The following is a 20,731-nucleotide window of genomic DNA, read 5'->3' on the forward strand; positions in this document are numbered from 1 at the left end:
CGATGCAAAGGCCGCCGTCTCGTACGGTGGCCTTTTTGCCATCAATATCCATGTAAGAATTGAAAGTGCCGGTATTGCAGCACCGACATCCGTCGATGCTGCCGCCCCGACCCCGGACGCGCGGCATCAACCGGTCAGTTACCGAACCGGGCTACGGAGATGAAGTTGACCGCTGACCCGGTGAACTGGTTGTGCGGCAGCTCTCCGCCCCCCGGTGCAAAGCCGTTGGCATAGACAACTGTAGGTGCGGCACGAAGCTGCTGCGCCACGAAGTGGCGCGCCTTTCCCGGCGACGTCGGCATGGTCTGCACCCGCTCCTGCGCCAGCGCCCAGCTCGAGATAATAGTTTCCGTCAGCTTTGGCTCGGTCCTGATCGCCGTGCGCTGCGGCTGTTCGGCGGCGCTGGCCGCGGTCGGACGGTCACCCTTGGCGGTGGTCACGCTATGCGCCGGAGACGGACGGCCGCCGCGCTTGCCGGGAACCGGCGCCAAGGACGCAAGTTCGATCGCCGCCGGCGCCATGACACGGTCGTTCGGGCGGTCGCCCGGCCGCCTGATTGGCAAGGGCACGAAATCTTCACCCGACGGCAATGCGGCAATTTCGGTTGTCGACGCCGGTGCCAGCGCTGGAGCAACGGCGACCGGGGGAACTGGCACAGGAACATCAGTTGTCGAGGGAACCTTCGCAGCCGGCAATGCGACCTGCGGCTTCTCTACCGGCAACGTTGCCGCCGCAAGCATTCGTGCCTGGATCGGGTCGGGTTGAGACAGCGCCGCAATCTCGACAGCAGCTGCAGGCTGCGCCGGCTCGGGCTTGAATGCACGTTCGGCCAGCAATTGCGGAACCGGCGCACGGATCTTGGAATAATCCACAATCGCCTCCGGCGGCGCGATCACGTCCGCATTTGCCGCTGCAGCGAAAGCGTTGACCTCATCCTGGGCGGGCAATACCGGAGCCGGTGGCACAAGCGCCGCAACAACCGTCGGTTGCTCCAAAACGGGTCGGGCCATCGGAATGGGCGCACTGGCAGGCAGGCTCGGCAAGGCTGCAACAACCGGCGCAGGCGGCGTCACGACCGCTGCCGATTCAGGAACGCCGGGCAAGGCTGCCACTTCGGTGCGTGCGGGCGCCGGTGCGGGTTTTGGCGCAGCTGCGATTGCTTCTGGTTCTTCATCCTCGTCGCCGCCGCCAAACAGCGCCGCGAGCAATCCACCACCCGAACGGCTGGAATTGTTGCCACCCGACGACGACGATACGATAGCGCCGCCACGTTTCTTGTAGTCGGCCAGCGCCACCTGGTAACCCGGCAGCGGCTTTCCGTCAGGCGGAAGATGCAGCGTCTTGCCATTGGGGAACAGTTGAACCAGTTCCTGCCGGCTCATGCGCGGCCAGGCCCGCACGCTGGCGACATCAAGATGCACGAATGGCGACCCAGACTTCGGATAATAGCCGACACCGCCGCCCTGCAGTTTCATCGCGATGCCGCGAAGTTTGGACAACTTCACCCCCGGGATGAAGAAATCCATTGCCTTGCCGACCATGTGCTGGCTTTTCTTGGCCTGACCGCCACGGGTCCGGCGCAGCATGTCGTTGGTGGCCGGCGAACGGTAGGCGGATACAACATTGATATAACCGCTGGCATTGGCCTGATGGTAGACTTCCCAAACCAGATCGAACAGGCGCGGGTCCATCTTGGTCGGCTCATTGCGGCGCCAATCGCGCAGAAACCGGTTGAGCTTGTTAAGCCCCGCCTGGTCATAACGTCCGTTGCGCTTGAAGACGATCTCGGCTTTTTCCTTGGTATGTATGTAATAGAGCTTGAGCGATCGGGTCTCGGCCGAGGCAGAAAGCGTCGTCGCCAATCCGGCGGAAACAGCAATAAGCGCGAGCAGCAACAGCCGCAGCAACGTCGACAGCACTCCACCGAACTTGCCGCGTAGTCCACGCGCCAGCGGTGAACCCGCGGTCACTATCTGACCTGAAACTGATGTCACTGTTGCCAATGCTGTCCCCGGACGCCGGAAAAACCGTGATTGACCACCCTTTGGTGCCCAAATGCGGTGACACAATGGCAATCACCGCCATTGGACGCTGCAAGATCCGTTATAGTGAATGATCACTTAACAAGGAATGAAGCAGATCAAGCCGGTCACGGTTTTCAGCAACTTTGTTCGCCGGGTGTCAGGCAGCCTCCCGGTTCGGATGGTCGGGATCGATCGCGTAATCCTTGAGCTTGCGGTAGAGGGTTGAGCGTCCGATTCCCAGCCGCCGGGCCACTTCACTCATTTGTCCCCCATAGAACAGTAGCGCGAAACGGATCAGCTCCTCTTCCAACTCGGCAATCCGCCTTACCTCGCCATCGGGCGTGATCGCGCTGACCGACGGATAAGAAGGCTCCATCGGTGGCGCCGGTTGGGGGGCGGTCACATCTGCATGGGCTTGCGCGTCGGCTTCGTCGCGGCTTACATCCCGGTACGACCGCTGAACCGGGCCGTTCGTATCGATCGCCACCAGGCCAGCTTCGCCGGAAGCGTCAGCCGCGCCGAGCTTGTAGCCGGGCAGTTGCGCAGCGATCTGCGGGAACAGATCGCAGGTCAGCCGCTTGCCGTCGCTCAACACGATTGCCCGGTGGATCGCATTTTCCAACTCGCGGATGTTTCCCGGCCAATCATGCGCTGTCAGCAGGGCCATCGCTTCGGGTGCGATACCGCTGATCCGATGGCTGCCGATTGCGCTTGAAAAGCGTGAAATGAAATGCCTTACCAGCTGCGGAATATCTTCCTTGCGCTTGCGCAGTGCTGGAATGTGGATCGGAAACACATTGAGCCGGTAATAGAGGTCTTCGCGAAAACGTCCCGCCTTCACCTCTGCGATCAGATCCTTGTTGGTAGCCGAGATCAAACGAATATCGACCTTCTTCGGCAGCCGTGCGCCGACGGTTTCGATCTCGCCGGTCTGCACCGCGCGCAACAGCTTGACCTGTATGTCTGGCGGCAATTCGCCCACTTCATCGAGGAACAGCGTGCCGCCATCAGCCTCCTTGAACTTTCCGGCATGACGTTCAGAAGCGCCGGTAAAGGCACCCTTCTCGTGTCCGAACAGAATGCTTTCAACCAGGTTTTCGGGAATGGCACCACAATTGACCGTTACAAACGGTTTGCCGCGCCGGGCGCTTTCGACCTGGATGGCGCGCGCGACCATCTCCTTGCCGACGCCGGATTCGCCCTCGAGCACCACCGGAATGCCCGATGCGGCTGCCCGCTGCGCGAGCGAAACCACGCGATCCATTGCCGGGCTCGCCGCAACGATGCTGGCAAACCCGCTGCCATTGCCCTTCAACCTTGGGGCGACCGGGCTGCTCATCGCCTTCAATGCGTTACGCAGCGACAGCGCCAGCCTTTCCGGTGAAACCGGTTTGACAACAAAATCGAAGGCACCCGCACGCATCGCCTGAACCACGGTCTCGATCCCGCCATGCCCGGTCTGGACAATAACGGGGACAGCGATTTCCGCACCGGCCAACCGCTCAAGCACTTCCAGTCCGCTCATTTCCGGCATCATCAGGTCAAGCACCACGGCATCCACCGAAGCGCCTGGTGACGTCAGCCGATCAAGCGCGGCGGCGCCATCCTGGAACAACTCGGTTTCATAGCCGGCGCGTTCGGCCGCTGCCTTGAGCAGGCGGCGCTGCACCGGGTCATCGTCAACGATGAGAATTCGACTGGACACAGATATAGATTCCTCGTTTCCGGGAAGGTGAACAAGCGGCTATCGCCATCCGGCAACAGTGCCAGCAAAGCCTGAAAATGGGATTTCGGGAAACGGTTGCATTTTAAGGGTCTGTGCCAGTAAAACCGGGGCGACGATTGGCAGAGACCGTTTTTGAAAGTGAGTGCCTTCATGCCGACATCGATTCTGGATTTTGCGCCAATTCGAGCGCCCGAGGCGGCGAACGGCACCGGCACCGATTCCGAACTGGGCCAATTGCCGGGATGGAATCTCGCAGACCTTTATCCAGGGCCAGAGGCGCCCGAGTTCAAATCCGATCTCGCCGCCACCCGAAGCCTTGCCGAGCAGTTCGAGAATCAGTGGAAGGGCCGCCTTGAACAAGCCACCGGCCTGACTGGCGATGACGGGCTGGGCGCAGCGATCGAGGCCTATGAACGCCTCGACGAGTTGATGGGCAGGATCATCTCCTATGCGGGTCTTGCCTATTTCACTGATACGTCGGATCCCGCGAAGGCCAAGTTTTACGGTGATGTACAAAGCGCGATGACCGACACCAGCGCACATTTGTTGTTTTTCGCGCTGGAACTTAACCGAATTGACGACACGGTGATCGAAGCCAGCCTCAGCCGCGACGATCGCGCCGCCCGTTATGCGCCCTGGCTGCGCGATCTCAGACTGGACAAGCCCTATCAACTCGATGACCGCATCGAGCAATTGTTCCATGAAAAGTCGATGACCGGCCGCGCGGCCTGGAACCGACTGTTCGATGAAACCATGGCCGGCCTGAAATTCGACATCGACGGCAAGGAACTGCCGCTTGAGGCCACCTTGTCCCTGATGCAGGATTCCGACGGCGCCAAACGCAAGAAGGCCGGTCAGGCGCTGGCAACCACGCTGAAGGCCAATCTGCGCACCTTTACGCTGATCACCAACACGCTGGCCAAGGACAAGGAAATTTCCGACCGCTGGCGCGGGTTCGAGGATATCGCTGACAGCAGGCATCTGGCCAACCGGGTCGAACGGCCGGTGGTTGACGCGCTGGCGCAGGCCGTTCGCGAAGCCTGCCCGCGCTTGTCGCATCGCTACTACGCCATGAAAGCCCGCTGGCTGGGCCTGGAGAAACTGGAATTCTGGGATCGCAACGCACCATTGCCGGAAACCCCGCGCGCGACGATTCCCTGGGACGACGCCAAGAACACGGTGCTCTCAGCCTATCACGGCTTTGCGTCGGAGATGGCCGATATCGCCCAGCGCTTCTTTGACCACCGCTGGATCGATGCACCGAGCCGGCCTGGCAAGATGTCAGGCGCATTCGCACACCCCACCGTCCCTTCCGTCCATCCTTACGTGCTGCTCAATTATCTCGGCAAACCGCGTGATGTGATGACGCTGGCGCATGAACTGGGCCATGGCGTGCATCAGGTTCTGGCCGGGGCGCAGGGCTCATTGATGGCGTCGACACCGCTGACGCTGGCGGAAACCGCCTCGGTATTCGGCGAAATGCTGACCTTTCGCGCATTGCTCGAACGCACCACTGACCGGCGCGAACGCAAGGCCATGCTGGCGCAGAAGGTCGAGGACATGATCAATACGGTGGTGCGCCAGGTTGCATTCTATGAATTCGAGCGCCGGGTGCACACCGCACGCCGCGAGGGCGAACTCACCTCAGAACAATTGGGTAGGCTCTGGCTTGACGTGCAGTCGGAAAGCCTCGGCTCCGCCGTCGAGCTTTCCGAGGGCTACGAGACCTTCTGGGCCTATATCCCGCATTTCATCCATTCGCCGTTCTATGTCTATGCCTACGCATTCGGCGATTGCCTGGTCAACTCGCTCTACGCGGTCTACGAGAAAAGCCCCGAAGGCTTTCAGGAACGCTATTTCGACATGCTCAAAGCCGGCGGTAGCAAGCATCATTCGGAACTTCTGGCGCCGTTCGGACTTGACGCATCGGACCCGGGATTCTGGAATCAGGGCCTGTCGATGATCGAAGGACTGATCGACGAACTGGAAGCCATGGACGACTGAGCACCAGCGTTTTCGCTTTATTGTAACAACGAAATGTGATTTAGCCGCCGTTACTGGCGCAGATGGCTGCGAGGTAAGTTAACGGAGCGAATTACATGGCTGAACAAACTTATCCGGTCCACGGCGAAATCACCGGGCCGATTGTCATGATCGGATTCGGGTCAATCGGACGCGGTACGCTGCCGCTGATCGAGCGCCACTTCAAATTCGACAAGAGCCGCATGGTTGTTATCGACCCGCGGGACACCGAAGCCGAAATTCTCAACAATCACGGCGTCCGCTTCATCCAGCAAGCCGTGACCATCGACAATTACCGCGAATTGCTGACACCGCTGCTCACCGAAGGCGAAGGCCAGGGATTTTGCGTCAATCTTTCCGTCGACACCGGATCGCTCGATCTCATTCGGCTTTGCCGGGAGATCGGCGTTCCCTATATCGACACCGTGGTTGAGCCGTGGCTCGGTTTCTATTTCGACACCGAAGCCTCCAACGCCTCACGCACCAACTATGCGCTGCGCGAAACCGTCCGCAAGGAAAAGCGCAAGCATCCCGGCGGCACCACCGCAGTCTCCTGTTGCGGCGCAAATCCGGGCATGGTTTCCTGGTTTGTCAAACAGGCACTGGTCAACCTCGCCAACGACACAGACACCAGCTTCAAGGAACCTGCCCAGGACGACCGCGAAGGCTGGGCCAAGCTGATGAAGAAGGTCGGCGTCAAGGGCATCCACATTGCCGAACGCGACACACAGCGCGCCAAAATGCCCAAGCCAATGGATGTGTTCTGGAACACATGGTCGGTGGAAGGCTTCATTTCCGAGGGCCTGCAACCGGCAGAACTCGGCTGGGGCACTCACGAAGAGTGGAAGCCGAAAAACGCCAAGAAGCACAAGCATGGCAACAAGGCGGCGATCTATCTTGAGCAACCCGGCGGCAACACCCGGGTGCGCAGTTGGTGCCCGACCCCTGGCCCGCAATATGGCTTTCTGGTTACCCATAATGAAGCGATCTCGATCGCCGATTTCTTCACTACACACGACAAGAAGGGCAAGCTGAGCTACCGGCCCACCTGCCATTACGCCTATCACCCGGCCAATGATGCGGTCTTGTCGCTGCACGAGATGTTCGGCAATGGCGGAACCGCCCAGCCCACGCTCCACGTTCTCGATGAAAACGAACTGGTCGATGGCGTCGATGAACTCGGCGTGCTGCTGTATGGCCACGCCAAGAACGCCTACTGGTTCGGCTCGCGGCTTTCGCTCGAAGAGACCCGCCAGATTGCGCCTTATCAGAACGCAACCGGTCTGCAAGTTACTTCCGCGGTGCTCGCCGGAATGGTCTGGGCGCTGGAAAACCCCAACGCCGGTATCGTCGAAACTGACGAGATGGACTACAAGCGCTGCCTGGAAGTGCAAAAGCCCTATCTCGGCCCGGTTGAAGGTCATTATACCGACTGGACCCCGCTGGATGGACGCCCCGGCCTGTTTCCGGAGGATCTCGATGAAAACGATCCATGGCAGTTCCGCAACATTCTGGTGCACTGAGCAGCGTAGCTCTGCTCCACCATGGGCGTTGCCCAGACCACTTTAGTCCACCTTGCTTTCGCCGCACACGCGCGGCATTGTTGGGTGACGGATTCTTATTGATGACGGCACGAGGGGAATACCGCGCCATGAAAACCCGGTTCAACATCATCGCCATCGGTGCGGTCGCTGCCTTGCTGGCAGGCTGCCAATCCGCCAATTATCGCCCGCTTCCGCGGGTGGCCCAGCAACCGCAGGGAATTGACGGCCAATGGGTCGATCCCAACGGTATCGTCTCAAGCTTCCAAAGCGGTCGCTTTGAAACGCGCACCACAGACACCAATTCGCTGCTGGCCGAAGGCTCCTACCAATATATCTCGAACCAGATGGTTGAGATCGAACTGACATCGCTGCTGCGCAAGACCACGTCGCGGGTCAATTGCGCGCTCGCAGGCCAGTCCCAACTCAATTGCACTTCCTCCACCGGAGCGCAGTTCACCTTGGTGCGCCGCATCTGAACCGGATTGCTGGAGGGGGGCTGAGGCAAATGGGCGAGCATTTCGACGAGCGTGAGACACGGCCGCCGGAGGTACGTGAAAAGCAAACCTTCGAACGCCTCTCCGCATTGCTGGCACGGAGCTTCGAACGCCTGCCGGCTTTGCGAGACTGGCTCGGCGACCCGGCTCCTGCCGCCATCTGCGATCGCCGCGCCCTGGCCAATTTGCCAGTGTTGCGCAAACCCGATCTGATGGAAATGCAGTCGGCCAACCCGCCGTTTGGCGGGCTCGCCGACCCCGATGCGCTCAAGGGCAATCGCGTGTTCATGTCGCCCGGGCCGGTCTGGGAACCTCAGGGCCTGGGTGTTGATCCATGGGCCTCGGCACGGGCCCTGTTTGCGGCCGGTTTTCGTGCCGGCGACCTGGTGCACAACAACTTGGCCTACCACATGACCCCGGGCGGGTTCATTCTTGACGAGGGCGCACGTGCACTCGGCTGTCTGGTCTTTCCGGCGGGCATCGGCAATACCGAAGCGCAGGTTGACGCTGCTGCCAGGCTCAAGCCAACGGGCTTTACCGGCACTCCGGATTACCTGAAGACGATCCTTGAAAAAGCCGATGAAATGGACCGGGATCTGTCCTCGATCCGCCACGCGCTGGTTTCGGGCGGAGCCCTGTTTCCCTCGCTGCGGCAATATTACATCGACCGCGCAATCAGCGTACTTCAATGCTACGCCACCGCCGATCTCGGCGTCATCGCCTATGAGAGCGCCGATACGTTTGGCGCGCCGCATCCCGGCATGATTGTCAATGAAGAAATGATAGTCGAAATCGTCCGCCCCGGCACCAATGATCCGGTGCCCGATGGCGAGGTCGGCGAACTGGTGGTGACGACCCTCAATCCCGGCTACCCGCTGATCCGTTTCGGCACCGGCGACCTGTCGGCGGTTCTTCCTGGAGCCTCGCCTTGCGGCCGCACCGGCCCGCGGATCAAGGGATGGATGGGCCGCGCTGATCAGCGCACCAAGGTCAAGGGAATGTTCGTCGATCCAAAGCAGATCGCCGAAATCCTCAAGGCCCACCCTGAACTAGCCCGGGCGCGCCTGGTTGTCAGCCGCTCCGGCGATGCCGATCTGATGACGCTGCTGGTCGAACCAGCCGCTGGCGCATCGCCTCAGCCTGAAAAGATCGCGGCAACATTGACCGCCATCGCAAAATTGCGCGGCAAGGTCGAGATAGCGGCGCCCGCCAGCCTTCCCAATGATGGCAAAGTAATTGCCGACGAGCGCGACTATTCTGCTTGAAACGGAACGAAAAAATCATGCCGGTGTGGCTCCGCTCTTGAAGTCCACAGCCGATAGTGAAACCATCCAGCAAAGCTTGCCGCAAGTGTCCGCAGACACACAAACCAGGCACGCCGAGAGCTGCGAAACAGGGAGTTATTCCATGAACACATTCATCAAACGCGCTTTATTGTCCGCCTCGGTCCTGGGACTAAGTTCAGGCGTGGCGTTGGCTGACTTCAGCTTGACCATTCTGCACATCAACGACTGGCACAGCCGGATCGAATCCAACAACAAGTATGAATCCACCTGTTCGGCCGAAGATGAAACGGAAGACAAATGCTTCGGTGGCGCTGCACGGCTGGTGACCGCCATTGCCGCTCGACGCTCAGCCCATGAAGGCGACAACGTGCTGCTTCTCAACGGCGGCGACAATTTCCAGGGGTCGCTGTTCTACACCACCTACAAGGGCGCCGCAGAAGCCGAATTCCTCAACCAGATGGAATTCGACGCCATGACCGTCGGCAACCATGAATTTGACGATGGCGAGGATGCGCTGGCCCCCTTCCTCGACGTGATCAAGTTTCCGGTGCTCTCCGCCAATGTCACGGCCAGCGCCGCCTCCAAGGTGGGCGACCGGATCCAGCCTTCGCTGGTTCTTGAAGTTGGCGGAGAGAAAATCGGTATCATTGGCGCCGTGACCACCGACACGCCGGAGATCGCCTCTCCCGGCCCCAACATCACCATCGAAGATGACATCAAGACGATCACCGCCGAAGTCGAAAAGCTCAAGGCCCAAGGCATCAACAAGATCATCGCGCTGACCCATGTCGGCTATGTCCGCGACAAGGAAATGATCGCCCAGATCCCCGGCATTGACGTTGTTGTCGGCGGCCACTCACATTCGCTGCTGTCAAATACCGACGACAAGGCCGAAGGCCCCTACCCGACGATGATCGACAACCCCGACGGCTACAAGGTGCCGGTCACCCAGGCAGCGTCCTATTCGAAGTACCTGGGCGAGTTCACGGTGACCTTCGACGACAATGGCGTGGTCAAGGAAGCCAAGGGCGATCCGATTTTGCTCGACAGCTCGGTGACACCCGATGAGGGCGTACTGGCGCGGATCAAGGAACTCGGCGCGCCGATTGAGGAACTGAAAACCAGGAAGGTTTCCGAGAGCACCAAGGCAATTGACGGTAGCCGCGATACCTGCCGCGCCGGTGAATGCGAAATGGGCAACCTGGTCACTGACGCCATGCTCGACCGGGTGGCCGATCAGGGTGTCACCATCGCCATCCAGAATGGTGGCGGCTTGCGCGCCTCCATCGACGCGGGCGAAATCACCATGGGCGAAGTACTCTCGGTGCTGCCGTTCCAGAATACGCTGGCTACATTCCAACTCAAGGGCGCCGACGTGATCGCCGCCCTTGAGAATGGCGCCAGCCAAATCGAGGAAGGCGCCGGCCGCTTCGCCCAGGTCGCTGGCCTGCGCTATACCTTCGACAAGAACGCCGAGTCCGGATCGCGGATTGTTTCGGTGGAAGTCAAGGATGGCGATGGTTTCCAGCCGATCGACCCGAACGCGACCTATTCGGTGGCGACCAACAACTACATGCGCGGCGGCGGTGATGGCTATGCCGTCTTCGCTTCAGCCGGCATGAACGCCTATGATTTCGGCCCCGGCCTGGAACAGGTGGTTGCCGATTATCTCGCCAAGAACATGCCTTACACGCCCACCATCGAAGGTCGTGTGATCGCCGCAGCGTCAGCGCCTATGGCTGACGAGGCCAAGACTGAAGAAGCAGCCCCTGCCGCTGAACCCATGGTCAAGGTGCCTGAACCCCTTTCCGGCTCCACGGACCTGAGCACCACCGCCCCGACCATTGCCACCGAGGCCCCGGCCGCAGCAGCAGAACCCGTGGTCAAGGTGCCCGAGCCGCTTGCTGGCTCTGCTGAACTCAGCACCACCGCGCCAACGGTGGCTTCAGAGGCGCCCGCTGCCAACGACACAACAATGGCCAAGGATACGGATGCCGCGATGGCCGGCAAGCAGCACGTCATCGCCGCCGGCGATACCCTTTGGGATCTGGCCAAGACCTACCTTGAAGATGCCACGATGTGGAAGAAGATCGCCGAGGCGAACCCGGCAGCCATGTCCAACAACCTTACGGTTGGCGACACGCTGAACATCCCGGCGCAATAATCGCCGCCACGAAAACGATATGGGGCCCGGTTCGCCGGGCCCTTCGTGTTTTGGCCTTTGCCAAATGCCGCACCGGCCAATGATTGATTTGTCGCCTGATGCCACTATGTTTCCGCTCAACTGCAGACATGCGGAGCGCGCACGCGGAAAAACCCGGTTCGGGCGCCCCGGCCCTATCTCATGTCGGCAATCCGCGACCATGCGATCGGCCATCCTGATGGCATCGCGCCAGAGAAAAGAAATGGAAGCTATTGTGAACACCCATGTGCCCCCGACTGACGAGGCCAGCCGCGCAGTAGGGCAGCTTCCGCCGGATCACCCGCCGGTAAAAATTCAGAAAATCGGCGTTCTGCTGGTCAATCTCGGCACTCCCGATGGCACCGACTACACATCGATGCGGCGCTATCTCAAGGAGTTCCTGACCGACCGGCGAGTGATCGAATGGTCGCGTTTGTTTTGGTACCCGATCCTCTTTGGCATTGTTCTCAACACACGGCCGGGACGCGTCGGCAAGGCCTACGCGACGATCTGGAACAACGATCTCGATGAAAGCTATTTGCGGACATACACCCGCAACCAGGCTGATAAACTGGGTCAGGCCTTGGCCGAGCACCCGTCGATCATGGTCGACTGGGCAATGCGTTACGGTCAGCCCTCAATCCCCGACAAGATAAAGGCGCTCAAGGATGCCGGCTGCGACAAGATCGTGCTGTTTCCGCTCTATCCTCAATATGCCGCCGCCACCACCGCGACCGTCAATGACAAGGCCTTCCAGTCGCTGATGAAGATGCGCTGGCAGCCGGCGCTGAGAACCGTGCCGCCCTATCACGACGATCCGGTTTATATCGACGCCATCGCCCAATCTATCGAAACTCATCTTGCCGGCCTCGACTGGGAACCGGAAATCGTACTGACTTCGTTCCACGGCATTCCGCAATCCTATTTCCTCAAGGGAGACCCCTACCATTGCCAGTGCCTGAAGACCGCGCGGCTGGTGCGCGAACGGCTCGGATGGCCGGCGGAACGGTTGATGCCGACCTTCCAGTCCCGCTTCGGTCCCGAGGAATGGCTGCAGCCCTATACCGACAAGACCGTGGAAAAGCTGGCCAAGGACGGCGTTAGGCGGATCGCCGTGATCAATCCGGGCTTTGTCTCCGACTGTCTGGAAACACTCGAAGAGATCGCCGTCGAAGCGGGCGAAATTTTCCTTCACAATGGCGGCGAACATTTCACCCACATTCCCTGCCTCAATGACAGCGAGCCGGGCATGAAGGTGATCGAGGCCGTCGTTCGCCGTGAACTGCAAGGCTGGATCTGACCGCAGCAGACCAGCCGCCTCCGCAAGGGAACAACACGCTCAACGCGGCCCATTGTGGTGGCGGTTCCGGAGCGGGGCAAACAGGTCGCCGTTCGGGCAAGATAATCCAAGTTGTCATTGCATGCCCGGACGGGAACAATTAACTCCTTAACAGGGTCGCGCACGGAGCATCGAGCCCGAAGCCGACCGAAGGAGGGTTTGCCCATGCTTGGACTGGACATTACTGTTGTCGTTATCGCCGTCATTGCGTTTCTGGTGCTCATTTCCGGCATCAAGACCGTCCCCCAAGGCTTTGCCTTCACGGTAGAGCGGTTTGGTCGCTACACCAAAACCCTGACGCCCGGGCTCAACCTGATCGTGCCGTTTGTCGACCGCATTGGCCGCAGGATAAACATCATGGAACAGGTGCTCGATATCCCGACCCAGGAGGTAATCACCCGCGACAACGCTTCCGTGTCGGCCGATGCGGTGTCGTTCTACCAGGTGCTTAACGCCGCCGAAGCCGCCTACCAGGTCTCCAATCTGGAGCAGGCGTTGCTCAACCTGACGATGACCAACATCCGCTCGGTGATGGGATCGATGGATCTGGACGAACTTCTGTCCAACCGCGACGCCATCAACGACCGCTTGCTCAAGGTGGTCGACCAGGCCGCGGCCCCCTGGGGCATCAAGATCACCCGCGTCGAAATCAAGGACATCGCCCCGCCCGTTGATCTGGTTGAAGCGATGGGCCGGCAGATGAAGGCCGAGCGTGAAAAGCGCGCGGATATCCTTGAAGCCGAAGGCTCACGCAATTCACAGATCTTGCGCGCAGAGGGTGCCAAACAGTCCGCTATCCTTGAAGCAGAAGGCCGCCGGGACGCCGCCTTCCGCGACGCCGAGGCTCGCGAACGGCTTGCCGAAGCCGAAGCCAAGGCAACGACGATGATGTCGGTCGCCATCTCCGAAGGAGACGTCACCGCGATCAATTACTTCGTGGCGCAAAAATACACCGAAGCGCTCGGACAAATTGCCTCCGCACCGAACCAGAAGGTCATTCTGATGCCGCTGGAAGCCTCCTCGCTGATCGGATCGCTGGGCGGCATCGGCGCCATTGCCCAGGAAGTCTTCGGCAAGGACGGCGGTTCGTCCGCACCCGCCCGCAACCGCGCCCCCGGTCAGCCGCCGCGCCAGTCGCGCAGTGCAACACCAGGCCTGCCCTCGTCAGGCCCTGATGCAGAGCCAGGCGCATGATCGCCAGCCTGGCAGCTGAGCTCGGCCCGTGGACCTGGTGGATCATCGGGCTGGTCTTCCTGGCACTGGAAATCATGGTTCCCGGCGTATTTTTGCTCTGGGTCGGCCTCGCCGCTCTGGCAATCGGCGCGGTTTCTTTCGCCCTCTGGGATTTCGCCGCCTGGTCGTGGCAAATCCAGCTCTTGCTGTTCGCCATTCTCTCTGTGGTTTTCGCAATCATCGGCCGCCGCATTTCGAGTTCGAACGCTGAAAGCGATCAGCCCATGCTCAACCGCCGCGTTGAAGGCCTTGTCGGCCGCACCGCGACGCTGGAAGAACCAATTATCAATGGCAATGGCCGGATCCGGCTCGATGACACGACATGGATTGTCCAGGGCCCCGATCTGCCTGCCGGGACACGGGTACGCATCGTCGCGGCCCAGGCCGGAGGCCTGTCGGTCGAAGCTTCATGAGATTCGGCCATCAGGCCGAATCTCCTCATCAATTCATGCAAGACATTGTCAGCAGCTGTCAGGCGACGCCGATTCTGAGCAGATCGTGGAAATGCACGATACCGATTGGTGCCCGATCCGGGTCGGTCACCATCAACGCACCGATCGAGTTCTGGTTGAGAATTCCCATCGCGGTGCTGGCAAGCGCTGTCGGCGCAATGGTTTTCGGATTGCTGGTCATGATCGCATCGATCGGTTGATCGACCAGATTTTTTCCCAGGCTGCGCGCCACATCGCCATCGGTTACGATGCCGATCAATTTCCCGTCCGGATTGATCACGCCGACACAGCCGAATTTCTTCTGCGACAGCGTCATGATCGCCGCCGGCGCCAGAGTACCTGATGGCACCAATGGCATGGCGTCGCCGCTATGCATGACATCGGAAACATGGGCGAGATTGGCGCCAAGTTGTCCGCCCGGGTGAAAAGTATGAAAATCGCTGGCGGTAAATCCCCTGGCTTCCAGGAGCGCCACTGCCAGGGCATCACCAAGCGCCAGTTGCATCAGCGTCGAGGTGGTCGGCGCCAACCCGTGCGGGCACGCCTCCTGTTCGCGCGGCAACGTCAGCACGATATCGGCTTCCCGCGCCAGGATCGAGGTCGTGCCGGCTGTAAATGCCACCAGCGGAATCTGAAACCGCCGGGAATAGGCAACAATGCCCTTGAGCTCGGCGGTCTCGCCTGACCAGGACAAGACGATGATGGCGTCATCATTGGTAATCATGCCGAGGTCACCATGATTGGCTTCCGCAGGATGCACAAATTGCGACGGCGTCCCGGTCGACGCCAGCGTCGAGGCGATCTTCGCGCCGATATGCCCGCTCTTGCCGACACCGGTAACAACCACCCTGCCGGAAATCGAGCCAAGCGTGGTGACTGCGCGCGCAAACGGCTCGGAAAGTCCGTTTTCGAGCGCCGCGGCAAGTGCATCCAGGCCACATTTCTCGGTCTGGATCGTGCGCCCGGCCGAACGCAAAATATCTTCAATCGGATAATCAGGCAGTATCTTCTTCATGATGTGGCAATATCGCGTTGGCGCGGCGCTGTCCATCAATCACACATCCCGCTTGACAGGGCACGGATCGAAACTTTGCGTTAACCACAAGTGTTTACGGTTTGAAAGGACTTCGATGAGTCCTGACCGGAAGACGCATGCGCAATCGCACCACCCAAAGACCGACGATGAAGGCGGCCCGACGCATGGGTTGCGGTCTTGGCGTGTCCGGCATTTGCTTGTTGACCACAATAGCGATGGCGCAGGCTCAATCAGCATCGACAGAGCAAGATAGCCGCACCGAAACCTACGGTTTGCGGGGCACCACGACCGAAACCACACAAACAGCGGCCCAGACACAGGCTGCTGCAACGCTCTATGGCGCGCTGCCGGCCATCCCCGCCGCTTCGGCTGGCTCTCCAGATCTAGCCGATGTCGAAGCGGGGTCGAGCGCCACCGTCGCAGCAGAAAGTGTTGCCACGGGGACCGAAATCACCACTGGGTCTATCGGCATGGATCCGGATATCAGCCAGGCGGATCAAGATTTTGCCGACAGTCTGGCGCGTCAAAACGGTCGTACCGAGAGCCTTGACGGATTGGACGCCAACCCCGCAACCGACCCCGACAGCGTTCCGGGCTTCGTGCTTGGAACATTGACACTGCGGCCAACGCTGAACCAGCGGGTTGTTCATGAATCTATCCGCGATTTGTTCTCAAGTACCAGCCGGACCTACAGCGAGACCACTGTTTCCGGCACGCTTGATTCCAACTGGGCACGCCATCAGCTTTCCATCAACGGCTCGGGCACCTGGCAAGAGAACCTGTCAGGCACCGGCACGGAATCTCCGAGCGCCAATATCGACACAACCCTGCGCCTCGACATGGTCAACGACATTACCGCGACACTCGGCGCCGGCTACAGCTATTCGCAGGAAAGCCGCACCGACCCGAACGCGATTTCCGGCGCCAGCACTCAATCGGGCATTCATGAAACGCGCGCCAGCATAGGCTTGCAGAAAAGCCTCGGGATCCTGCGCGGAACAACAACCTTTGAACTCACACGCACCTTGTATGGCGATGCCACGCTGGCAAACGGTGGAACCGTGCTGGTCGATGACCGCGATACACTTGGTGGTGAGTTCACCACCCGCCTCGGCTATGCGATCTCGCCTGCGCTGGTGCCGTTCCTGGAAGCTTCGGTGGGCCGGGAAAACTATGATCAGAAAATCGATTCAACCGGGTCGGAGCGCTCGTCGACATCTTACGGCATCCGCGCCGGCGCCGAGATCGACCTCGGTGAAAAACTCAACGGCGAAATCGCCCTCGGCTATCTGCGACAGAGCCTGGATGACGCCAATCTCAATGACATCTCCGGGCTGACGCTGGATGGCGAACTCAACTGGTCGCCCATGCGCGGCACAACCCTCAATGTCGGCCTCGCCACCACCGTGGAATCGTCGACCTCGGCAGGTGAAGCCGGAGCAATCGTCTACGAGCTGGATTCAACCCTGACCCACGAAATTCACAGCGCCGTGGTAGCACGCCTTGGCGCCACGCTTGAGTATCAGGACTTCGACGCCGGCAGCAGTCGCCGCAATCAGCACAGCTACGGCGCCTCGACCGGTTTGACCTGGAGCATCAACCGCTATCTGGATCTGGATGCGGATGCGAGCTACGAGCGGACCTCGGAATCGGGCCGCACCGACGAACAAACCACGCGGTTCTCGCTGGGTCTGACGCTGCGGCGCTGACCAACGGCTTCAACCAAGCGCCCTGCCGCGCATGAAATTACACGCGGCATGCGCAGGCCAATGCACCGAAATCCAGACCCCAAGTCTGATCAGAGTTTTGACACCATTCGTTTCAGTTCATCAGCCACCAGCGGTCTGATATCGGCGCGATCAAGTGCATAGGCCACATTGGCGAGAATGAACCCTTCCTTGGAGCCGCAGTCAAACGTCTGGCCGCCGAACCGGTAGCCGGAAAACGATTGCGTGTCGGCAAGTTTGAGCATCGCGTCGGTCACCTGGATTTCATTGCCGGCCCCGCGCTCCTGGCTCGACAGAATGTCAAATATCTCGGGCTGCAGTATGTAGCGACCGTTGATGAAGTAGTTTGATGGCGCGGTCCCCGGGGCAGGTTTTTCCACCATCGAGGTTATCCGGAATCCGCCGTCCAGTTCTTCGCCCTTGCCGACAATCCCGTATTTATGGCTCTGGGACGGATCGCATTCGCCAACAGCGACAATATTGCCGCCGACCTTGCCATAAAGTTCAACCATGCCCGACAGACACCCGATCTCGTCGCGCATGATCATGTCGGGGAGAAGCAAGGCAAACGGCTCGTTACCGACGATGTCGCGGGCGCACCAGACGGCATGGCCAAGTCCGAGCGGCTCCTGCTGGCGGGTAAAACTGGTCGCCCCCGCCATCGGCAACATATCCTCGAGCGTCCTCAGTTCAACGGTCTTGCCGCGCTCGCGCAGCGTCGTCTGAAGTTCGACCTGAATATCAAAATGATCTTCGATGACTGCCTTGTTTCGGCCGGTGACAAAGACGAAGTGCTCGATACCTGCGGCCATCGCCTCTTCCACGACATACTGCACCACCGGCTTGTCGACGATCGTCAACATTTCCTTTGGCACCGCTTTGGTGGCTGGCAGAAACCGCGTCCCCAGGCCGGCAACCGGCAAAACAGCTTTTCTGATTTTCCGCATCTTCGTCATGTATTTTCCCCATTCATCATGAATACTCAAAACCGGTCGAACCCGGTGGGCGGCCTTGGTCTTAACCGGCAATCGTTAGAAACTGACAAAGCCGGCATGCGGGTGATAAATATGGTAAAGGATTTGTTGACGGCTGTGGTCTATGTTTTCCGGTCAGACACTCATTACAGCCCCAACCGACAGGATGTTTGGAACATGCTCCGATCACCCAGAAAAATTGCATGCACCGTCATGCTCAGCCTTGCAGCCAGCTTCGCCGCTCCGGCAGCGGCACAGGCCGATGCCGGATTCCAAAAGTGGGTCGCCAATTTCTACGGCACCGCCGCTAAGTCGGGCATATCCCGTTCGACCTACAACGAAGCGTTTCGCGGCGTCACCGCGCCTGATCCGGATGTTCTGGAAAAAGCCCGTTACCAACCCGAATTTACCACCAAGGTCTGGGATTATCTCGATTCACGGGTTAATCCCTACACCATTGCCAAGGGCCGCGAGATGGGTGCGCGTCACGCCCGGACGCTATCAGCGATCGAGCGCAAGTTCGGCGTCGACGCCACAGTGCTGCTGGCGATCTGGTCGATGGAATCCAATTACGGTGAAATCCTCGGCAAGCAGGACCGTCTCCATTACGTGCCGCAAGCTCTGGCGACACTTGCCTATGCTGACCAGAAACGGGCGAAATTCGCCCGCCAGCAACTGGTTGCCGCACTCAAGATCCTGCAATCGGGTGATATTTCCGCGCGTGAAATGACTGGTTCCTGGGCCGGTGCCATGGGCCACACCCAGTTCATTCCCACCAGCTATCTTGCCTTTGCCGTCGATGCTGACGGCAATGGCCATCGCGATATCTGGAATTCGATCCCCGACGCTTTGGCAACAGCGGCCAACCTGCTCAAGAAGAACGGCTGGCGGCCCGGCGAGACCTGGGGATATGAAGCCATCGCCCCCCGAGGCGGCGCCAAATACAACGGCCAGACCAAAACCCTGGCACAATGGGCCGCACTTGGCTTTACCCGCCCCGGCGGCAAAGGCTTCAGTGTTGGCGACCGACGCGCCGAGCTCAAAATGCCTGGCGGTGCCAATGGCCCGGCATTCCTGATGACCAAGAATTTCTTTGTCATCAAGCGCTACAACAATTCCGACAGCTATGCGCTCGGTGTCGGCGTTCTGGCCGATGAAATCGCCGGTTATGGCGGCGTCGACCAACGTTGGCCACGACCGGCCGGAACGCTAGACGTCAAGGAAAAATTCGAACTCCAGACCCGGCTCAAGGCGCTTGGCTATTACGATGGAGAAATCGACGGCAATTTCGGATCAGGATCGCGGGCAGCAATCACCGCGTTCCAATCGCGCGCCGGCTTGACCGGTGAGGCGCTTCCGTCGCAGAAGGTACTGGAAGCGATCCGTCGCCACTGAACGGCCTTCCGCCCGGCCAACAAGGGCCATGCGGCAGGCCATATGCGGCGGGTCTTTATCGGCCTGAGGGTCAAATTGGAGCTCGCCTCTCGTGTATGTCCATCGCACGGCACTGCGCTTTCTTGCCATCACCCTGATCAGCGTGATGGCGGGTCTGTTTGTTGCCCAGTTGGCTATACCTGTTGCGGCGCAGGAGCGTGTGGAACGGAAATCCATCCTGCAATTGCTGTTTGGCAGCGGCAAGAAAACCGCGCCGCCCAAGGCGACAGAGAGAAAGCCGGCACGCTCCAGCCGGGTCAAGAAGGCCACCCGCAGCGTGGCGGCAACCGTGGCCGCGCCCGAACCGGTGATCGAAAAGCTCGACAATGCCCGCAACATTCTGGTGCTTGGCGATTTTCTGGCCAATGGCGCCGCTGATGGATTACGCGAAGCCTTTGCCGACGCGCCAGGAGTCGTCGTGGTTGACCGCACCAACGGCTCGTCGGGGCTGGTTCGCGATGATTATTACAACTGGATTGAGCAGGCACCCGGTATCATCGAGGAAGTTCAACCTTCCATCATCGTTGTCCAGATCGGCTCCAACGATCGCCAGCAGCTTGTCGTCAACGGCGAACGGGAGTCCGTCCGTTCGGTCAACTGGCTGGCCGAATATGAGCGCCGAACGCGAAAACTCATCGAGCTGCTCAGAGCCCGCAAAACACCCTTGTTGTGGGTCGGGTTGCCCGCCTTCAAATCATCCAACATGACGACCGACATTGTGGCACTGAACGGAATCTACCGCAAACTCGTGGAGATGGCCGGCGGCGAGTTCATCGACATCTGGGACGGGTTTGTCGATGAGGAGGGCAAGTTCATCTTCACCGGTTCGGATATCTACGGCCGTCAGGTGCGACTACGCGGGTCCGATGGGATCAACATCACCAATGCCGGCAAGCGCAAGGTCGCTTTCTATGTCGAAAAGTCGGCCCGGCGGCTGCTCGGCGACGCCGCGGCAACCAGTGTCGCTTCGCTGAACGCCATGAACCTTCCCGAGATCTTCATGCCGCCACCGCCCGGCGAGGCCCCCGCTGCCGTCATGCGCACCCTTCCCGTCACCATGACAGATCCGGATCTCGACGGTGGCTCGGCGTTGCTCGGCCAGATGCCGGCTGCCGCAAGCCTGGTCAAATCACCGCGCGACAGGCTGGTCCTGGATGGAGAGCTGACAGAAGCGCCTGAAGGGCGCGCCGACAATTTTGCCTGGCCACGCGCCAATCGCTGATCTCTGTTTGCAGAACCTTCCGGAGTGCGACCGTGC

At 60.0% G+C, this 20,731-nt stretch carries 15 protein-coding genes; 11 read left to right on the forward strand and 4 right to left on the reverse strand.

The window, feature by feature from the left end; translation table 11 throughout:
* Positions 1-134 precede the first annotated feature (134 nt).
* Together OEG84_RS11230 and OEG84_RS11235 are read right to left on the reverse strand one after the other, a co-directional pair.
* A complete protein-coding gene (locus tag OEG84_RS11230; protein WP_267653838.1) occupies positions 135-1,970 on the reverse strand; it encodes a peptidoglycan L,D-endopeptidase MepK in 1,836 nt (611 codons plus the stop codon).
* 211 nt (positions 1,971-2,181) lie between these two features.
* Positions 2,182-3,729, reverse strand: coding sequence for a sigma-54-dependent transcriptional regulator (locus OEG84_RS11235; RefSeq protein ID WP_267653839.1), 1,548 nt, complete (start codon positions 3,727-3,729; stop codon positions 2,182-2,184).
* 171 nt (positions 3,730-3,900) lie between these two features.
* On the opposite strand from OEG84_RS11235, the gene OEG84_RS11240 reads away from it, so the two are divergent.
* The 8 genes from OEG84_RS11240 to OEG84_RS11275 all read left to right on the forward strand — a co-directional run bounded on the left by OEG84_RS11240 (position 3,901) and on the right by OEG84_RS11275 (position 14,263).
* Positions 3,901-5,754 (forward strand): M3 family oligoendopeptidase, encoded by a 1,854-nt coding sequence (locus OEG84_RS11240; RefSeq protein WP_267653840.1) that lies wholly within the window; start codon positions 3,901-3,903, stop codon positions 5,752-5,754.
* 95 nt (positions 5,755-5,849) lie between these two features.
* Positions 5,850-7,295: a homospermidine synthase gene (locus OEG84_RS11245; RefSeq protein WP_267653841.1), complete on the forward strand. Its 1,446-nt coding sequence runs from the start codon at positions 5,850-5,852 to the stop codon at positions 7,293-7,295.
* 128 nt (positions 7,296-7,423) lie between these two features.
* Complete coding sequence (gene omp10, locus OEG84_RS11250) at positions 7,424-7,792, forward strand: outer membrane lipoprotein Omp10 (protein WP_267656165.1); 369 nt, start codon at positions 7,424-7,426, stop codon at positions 7,790-7,792.
* Positions 7,793-7,821: 29 nt separating this feature from the next.
* Positions 7,822-9,075: a phenylacetate--CoA ligase family protein gene (locus tag OEG84_RS11255; RefSeq protein ID WP_267653842.1), complete on the forward strand. Its 1,254-nt coding sequence runs from the start codon at positions 7,822-7,824 to the stop codon at positions 9,073-9,075.
* A gap of 142 nt (positions 9,076-9,217) precedes the next feature.
* Positions 9,218-11,260 (forward strand): 5'-nucleotidase C-terminal domain-containing protein, encoded by a 2,043-nt coding sequence (locus OEG84_RS11260; RefSeq protein WP_267653843.1) that lies wholly within the window; start codon positions 9,218-9,220, stop codon positions 11,258-11,260.
* A 241-nt stretch (positions 11,261-11,501) separates the two neighbouring features.
* Positions 11,502-12,578, forward strand: coding sequence for a ferrochelatase (hemH, locus tag OEG84_RS11265; RefSeq protein WP_267653844.1), 1,077 nt, complete (start codon positions 11,502-11,504; stop codon positions 12,576-12,578).
* A gap of 204 nt (positions 12,579-12,782) precedes the next feature.
* Positions 12,783-13,811, forward strand: coding sequence for an SPFH domain-containing protein (locus tag OEG84_RS11270; RefSeq protein ID WP_267653845.1), 1,029 nt, complete (start codon positions 12,783-12,785; stop codon positions 13,809-13,811).
* Entirely contained in the window at positions 13,808-14,263 is a 456-nt protein-coding gene (locus OEG84_RS11275) for an NfeD family protein (RefSeq protein WP_267653846.1), read from the forward strand. Before OEG84_RS11270 ends, OEG84_RS11275 begins: the two co-directional genes overlap by 4 nt.
* 58 nt (positions 14,264-14,321) lie before the next feature.
* On the opposite strand, the gene OEG84_RS11280 is transcribed toward OEG84_RS11275, so the two are convergent.
* Positions 14,322-15,317: a KpsF/GutQ family sugar-phosphate isomerase gene (locus OEG84_RS11280; protein ID WP_267653847.1), complete on the reverse strand. Its 996-nt coding sequence runs from the start codon at positions 15,315-15,317 to the stop codon at positions 14,322-14,324.
* Between the two features lie 137 nt (positions 15,318-15,454).
* Here OEG84_RS11280 and OEG84_RS11285 point away from each other — a divergent pair, with 137 nt between their 5' ends.
* Positions 15,455-17,047 carry an outer membrane beta-barrel protein gene (locus OEG84_RS11285; RefSeq protein ID WP_267653848.1) on the forward strand — a complete coding sequence of 531 codons (1,593 nt, stop codon included), beginning with the start codon at positions 15,455-15,457 and terminating at the stop codon, positions 17,045-17,047.
* An 89-nt stretch (positions 17,048-17,136) separates the two neighbouring features.
* Here the strand turns inward: OEG84_RS11285 and galU are convergent, their stop codons facing one another.
* On the reverse strand, positions 17,137-18,021 hold the full coding sequence (gene galU / locus OEG84_RS11290; RefSeq protein ID WP_267653849.1) for a UTP--glucose-1-phosphate uridylyltransferase GalU: 885 nt from the start codon (positions 18,019-18,021) through the stop codon (positions 17,137-17,139).
* Between the two features lie 231 nt (positions 18,022-18,252).
* On the opposite strand from galU, the gene OEG84_RS11295 reads away from it, so the two are divergent.
* Together OEG84_RS11295 and OEG84_RS11300 are read left to right on the forward strand one after the other, a co-directional pair.
* Positions 18,253-19,434 carry a lytic murein transglycosylase gene (locus OEG84_RS11295; protein WP_425602841.1) on the forward strand — a complete coding sequence of 394 codons (1,182 nt, stop codon included), beginning with the start codon at positions 18,253-18,255 and terminating at the stop codon, positions 19,432-19,434.
* Positions 19,435-19,525: 91 nt separating this feature from the next.
* Positions 19,526-20,695 (forward strand): SGNH/GDSL hydrolase family protein, encoded by a 1,170-nt coding sequence (locus tag OEG84_RS11300; RefSeq protein WP_425602842.1) that lies wholly within the window; start codon positions 19,526-19,528, stop codon positions 20,693-20,695.
* Positions 20,696-20,731 lie beyond the last annotated feature (36 nt).

The organism is Hoeflea algicola, from assembly GCF_026619415.1.
Taxonomy (GTDB): Bacteria; Pseudomonadota; Alphaproteobacteria; order Rhizobiales; family Rhizobiaceae; genus Hoeflea; species Hoeflea algicola.

Excerpts from the sequence above, each read along its gene's own strand:
- omp10 (WP_267656165.1), top strand. The coding sequence starts at position 7,424 with ATGAAAACCCGGTTCAACATCATCGCCATCGGTGCGGTCGCTGCCTTG.
- OEG84_RS11270 (WP_267653845.1), top strand. The coding sequence starts at position 12,783 with ATGCTTGGACTGGACATTACTGTTGTCGTTATCGCCGTCATTGCGTTT.
- OEG84_RS11255 (WP_267653842.1), top strand. The coding sequence starts at position 7,822 with ATGGGCGAGCATTTCGACGAGCGTGAGACACGGCCGCCGGAGGTACGT.
- OEG84_RS11275 (WP_267653846.1), top strand. The coding sequence starts at position 13,808 with ATGATCGCCAGCCTGGCAGCTGAGCTCGGCCCGTGGACCTGGTGGATC.
- OEG84_RS11280 (WP_267653847.1), bottom strand. The coding sequence starts at position 15,317 with ATGAAGAAGATACTGCCTGATTATCCGATTGAAGATATTTTGCGTTCG.
- OEG84_RS11295 (WP_425602841.1), top strand. The coding sequence starts at position 18,253 with ATGCTCAGCCTTGCAGCCAGCTTCGCCGCTCCGGCAGCGGCACAGGCC.
- OEG84_RS11260 (WP_267653843.1), top strand. The coding sequence starts at position 9,218 with ATGAACACATTCATCAAACGCGCTTTATTGTCCGCCTCGGTCCTGGGA.
- OEG84_RS11245 (WP_267653841.1), top strand. The coding sequence starts at position 5,850 with ATGGCTGAACAAACTTATCCGGTCCACGGCGAAATCACCGGGCCGATT.
- OEG84_RS11240 (WP_267653840.1), top strand. The coding sequence starts at position 3,901 with ATGCCGACATCGATTCTGGATTTTGCGCCAATTCGAGCGCCCGAGGCG.
- galU (WP_267653849.1), bottom strand. The coding sequence starts at position 18,021 with ATGACGAAGATGCGGAAAATCAGAAAAGCTGTTTTGCCGGTTGCCGGC.
- hemH (WP_267653844.1), top strand. The coding sequence starts at position 11,502 with ATGGAAGCTATTGTGAACACCCATGTGCCCCCGACTGACGAGGCCAGC.
- OEG84_RS11285 (WP_267653848.1), top strand. The coding sequence starts at position 15,455 with ATGCGCAATCGCACCACCCAAAGACCGACGATGAAGGCGGCCCGACGC.